General features: G+C 72.1%; 3 protein-coding genes. All 3 read right to left on the bottom strand.

What is annotated here, in order from left to right; all coding sequences use genetic code 11:
- Window positions 1–70 precede the first annotated feature (70 nt).
- The 3 genes from H5J30_RS23045 to H5J30_RS23035 are packed head-to-tail and all read right to left on the bottom strand — an operon-like array spanning window position 71 to window position 3,277.
- A complete protein-coding gene (locus H5J30_RS23045) occupies window positions 71–901 on the bottom strand; it encodes a carbohydrate ABC transporter permease (protein WP_181789292.1) in 831 nt (276 codons plus the stop codon).
- Window positions 902–905: 4 nt separating this feature from the next.
- Window positions 906–1,889 carry a carbohydrate ABC transporter permease gene (locus tag H5J30_RS23040; protein ID WP_181789291.1) on the bottom strand — a complete coding sequence of 328 codons (984 nt, stop codon included), beginning with the start codon at window positions 1,887–1,889 and terminating at the stop codon, window positions 906–908.
- The gene (locus H5J30_RS23035) at window positions 1,886–3,277 is read right to left on the bottom strand and encodes an ABC transporter substrate-binding protein (protein ID WP_181789290.1); all 1,392 of its coding nucleotides are present in this window, start codon (window positions 3,275–3,277) and stop codon (window positions 1,886–1,888) included. Before H5J30_RS23035 ends, H5J30_RS23040 begins: the two co-directional genes overlap by 4 nt.
- Window positions 3,278–3,370: the final 93 nt, after the last annotated feature.

Here is a 3,370-nt window from a genome sequence, read left to right as displayed (position 1 = left end):
GGCGGCGAGTGCCGCGCCGAGGCCGTCGGGGGTGGCGAAGACGCGGGGGGTGAGGGGGGCAGGCACGAGGTCACTCCTTGACGGCGCCCGTGAGCATGCCGCTGATCATGCGGCGCTGCAGGGCGAGGTAGGCGATGAGTACGGGCAGGGCGACCAGGACTGCCGCGGCGGCGGTGACCCCCGGGTCGCTGTTGCGGCGGTTGCCCGAGAAGAACGACAGCGCCAGCGGCGCCGTCTGCACGCTCGCGTCGTCGGGTACGAGCACCAGCGCCAGCAGGAACTCGTTCCAGGCGAAGAGGAACAGCAGGGTGGCCAGGGTGCCGATGGCGGGCAGGGCCATCGGCAGCAGGACCGAGCGCAGGGTCCGCAGCCGCGAGGCACCGTCCACGGAGGCCGCCTCGCGCAGCGCGGCGGGGGTGGAGACGAAGAAGGTCCGCATCCAGAAGATCGCGAACGGCAGCGAGAGGCCGATCTGCGGCAGGATCAGGCCCGCGTACGTGTTGACCAGGCCCCAGTCCTTGAGCTGGTAGTACAGCGGGATGACGGTGGCCTCGTACGGCATGACCAGGCCGGCCAGCAGCAGCACCAGGAACGCGCCCTTGAGCGGGAAGGGGAAGACCGCGAAGGCGTAGCCCGCGAGTACCGCCATCACCAGGGTGCCGGCCACCACCGCGGTGGCGACCAGCAGCGACGACAGCAGCGGCTGCGCGTCGAGGCCGCGGTCCCAGGCTTCGGTGAAGTTGGCGAAGCTGATGCTGGTGGGCAGCGAGAATCCGCTGGTACGGGAGCCGGGTTCGCCGAGGGCGAGCAGCAGCACGGACAGGAACGGATACAGGGCGACACAGGCGGCGCCGATGAGGATGGCGTGGCCGATGGCACTCTGGCGTCTGCTGACGCGCACGGTGTCAGCCCTCCTTCCCGCGCACCAGGCGCATGATCACTGCGGTGACCGCGAGGACGAGCACCGTCAGGCAGACGGACAGGGCGGAGGCGGCGCCCACCTCGCGGGTGAGGAACGCGCCCTGGTAGATGAAGACGCTGGGCACCGACGTGGACGCGCCGGGGCCGCCGGCGGTGGTGTTCCACACCAGGTCGAAATTGCGCAGCGCGTACGTGACGGTCAGGACCAGCGCGATGGCGATCTCCCCGCGCAGTGCGGGCAGCGTGACGGTGAAGAACTCCCGGACGGGCCCGCAGCCGTCGAGCCGCGCGGACTCGTACAGCTCGGTGGGGATCTTCTGCACGCCGGCCAGGAACAGCACCATGCACAGGCCGAACATCACCCAGGTGCCGACCAGGCCGACCGCGGGCAGCGCGGTGGCGTAGTCGCCGAGCCAGGCGCGGGTCAGCGAGCCGAGGCCGACGGCGCGCAGCGCGGCGTTCAGCGGGCCGTCGATGTCGTACACCCAGCGCCAGGAGACCGCGACCACCACGGTGGCCAGGATCTGCGGCACGAACAGCACGGCGCGGAAGAACGACAGCCCGCGCACCCGCATCCGCGACATCAGCCCGGCCAGCGCCAGGCCGATGGCGACGGGCAGGACCGCATAGAAGACGACGAAGACCAGCGAGTGGCCGAGGGCGGCGAGGATGCGGCTGTCGCCGAGCAGTTCGCCGTAGTTGTCCAGGCCGGTCCAGCGGCCGACGGTGAGGCCGTCCCACTCGAAGAGCGAAATCCAGGCCGTCTGGCCGAGGGGGCGCAGGACGAACAGGCCGTAGCAGACGGCGGCGGGCAGCAGGTAGAGGAAGGCGGGCCAGTACTGGCGGGAGGCCCAGGCGCGCACCCGCCCGGATGCGCCGACCCGCCGCGCCGGGGCCGCCCCCGCCCCCGCCCCCGCGCCGGTGTCCGCGCCGGCGGTGCCGGAACGCGGCGTGCTGAGCGTGCTCATGAGGCGTCCTCGGCGCCGGCCTCGGCCGCCTCCCGCTGCTCCGTGGCGAACTCCTGCCAGTCCTCCTGGAGCGCCTCGGTGAACCCCGCGGGGCTCGTACGGCCGGAGAGCAGGTCCTGGGTGGTGGCGCCCACGGTGTCGTACATGGTCGTCGACGCCCAGTCGAGGTAGAAGTTCTGGCCGTCATCGGCGAGGAGCTTCAGCCCGGTGTCGTTGACCGCGTCGGCCACCGGGCTGGTGGCCTCCGCGGAGCCGGTGACCGGGGTACGGCCCACGTCGGCGATGGACTGGGCGAAGTCCTCGCTCATCAGCATGTCGAGGAAGGCGACGGCGGCCGGGAGCTTCTTCGTCTTGGCGGAGATGTGCCAGCCCATGCCCAGCGAGCCGACGGTGGCGCGGGTGCCGTCGGGGCGGGTCGGGAGGGTGAAGCCGACCTCGTCCTTCATCGTCTCCTGGAGCGCGGGCGCGTTCCAGGAGCCGGCCACGAGGAACGCGCCCTTGCCGGCCGCGAACTTGGCGACCGCGTCGTCGGAGGAGATGCCGTCGTAGCCGCGGCCGAAGTAGCCGTTCTCGGCCCAGTCCTGGACGGTACGGGCGGCGTCCCGCGTGCCCTTGTCCGCCACCGTCGCCCCGGGCACGCCGCTGATCCACGACCGGACGTCCCTGCTGGACGTATTCTGGCCCTGGACCAGGCCGATGACCTGGCTGGCCGGGTACTTCTCGGCGTTGCCGAGCATGAGGGGCTGCCGGCCGGCGGCCTTGACCTCGTCCAGGGCCGCGGTGAACTCCCGGTAGGTCCCGGGCGGCTCGATGCCGAGGCGGTCGAGGACCTCGCGGTTGTAGAAGACGCCGACGTACTCGGTCACCGGGCTGATGCCGTAGAGGCTGCCGGAGCCGAACAGCGCGCCGTCCGGGGTCCAGCGGTACTGCTTGAGCGCGCCGTCGGTGTAGGTGTTCTCCCAGCCGTAGGTGCGCATCACGTCGTCGAGCGGGCGGAGCAGGCCGGCCCTGACCAGCGGGCCGTCGGTGCCGTAGCCCTGGTTGCCCTGGGCGAGGTCGGGGGCGTCGGAGCCGGAGAGGGAGTTGGGGACGGTTTTGAGCAGGTCGTCGAAGCCCTTGGTGACGACCTCGACCTCCACGTTCGGGTACGCCTTCTCGTAGCGCGGCACCAGCGCCTTCAGCGTCTGCTCCTCGCCGGCGTCGGCGAGTACGCGCAAGGTGGTGTCGCCCAGCTCCGCGACGTCCTCGGGGGTGACGCGCTCGGTGATCCGCGGGCCCTCGAACCCGGAGGAGGCGGCCCCGCCGCCCGCCCCCGGGACGCCGCAGGCGCCCGCGAGCAGTGCCGTCAGGGCGATGCCCGCCGCTGCGGTGATACGCGGTTTTCTCATGAGTGCTCCGACGTGACGGGCCCGCGCCGTCGCGGGCTGTGGAAGTGGCGGAACTACCGGGGGGTGCCGGTCGTGTCCCGGGGACGGCGGCCC

Origin of the sequence: Streptomyces phytophilus, assembly GCF_013870535.1 — a bacterium.
In the GTDB taxonomy this organism is placed as follows: domain Bacteria; phylum Actinomycetota; class Actinomycetes; order Streptomycetales; family Streptomycetaceae; genus Streptomyces; species Streptomyces phytophilus.
Note: the sequence above shows the minus strand (reverse complement) of the source record. Positions and strands in the feature narration are given on the sequence as shown.

Excerpts from the sequence above, each read along its gene's own strand:
- H5J30_RS23040 (WP_181789291.1), bottom strand. The coding sequence starts at position 1,889 with ATGAGCACGCTCAGCACGCCGCGTTCCGGCACCGCCGGCGCGGACACC.
- H5J30_RS23035 (WP_181789290.1), bottom strand. The coding sequence starts at position 3,277 with ATGAGAAAACCGCGTATCACCGCAGCGGCGGGCATCGCCCTGACGGCA.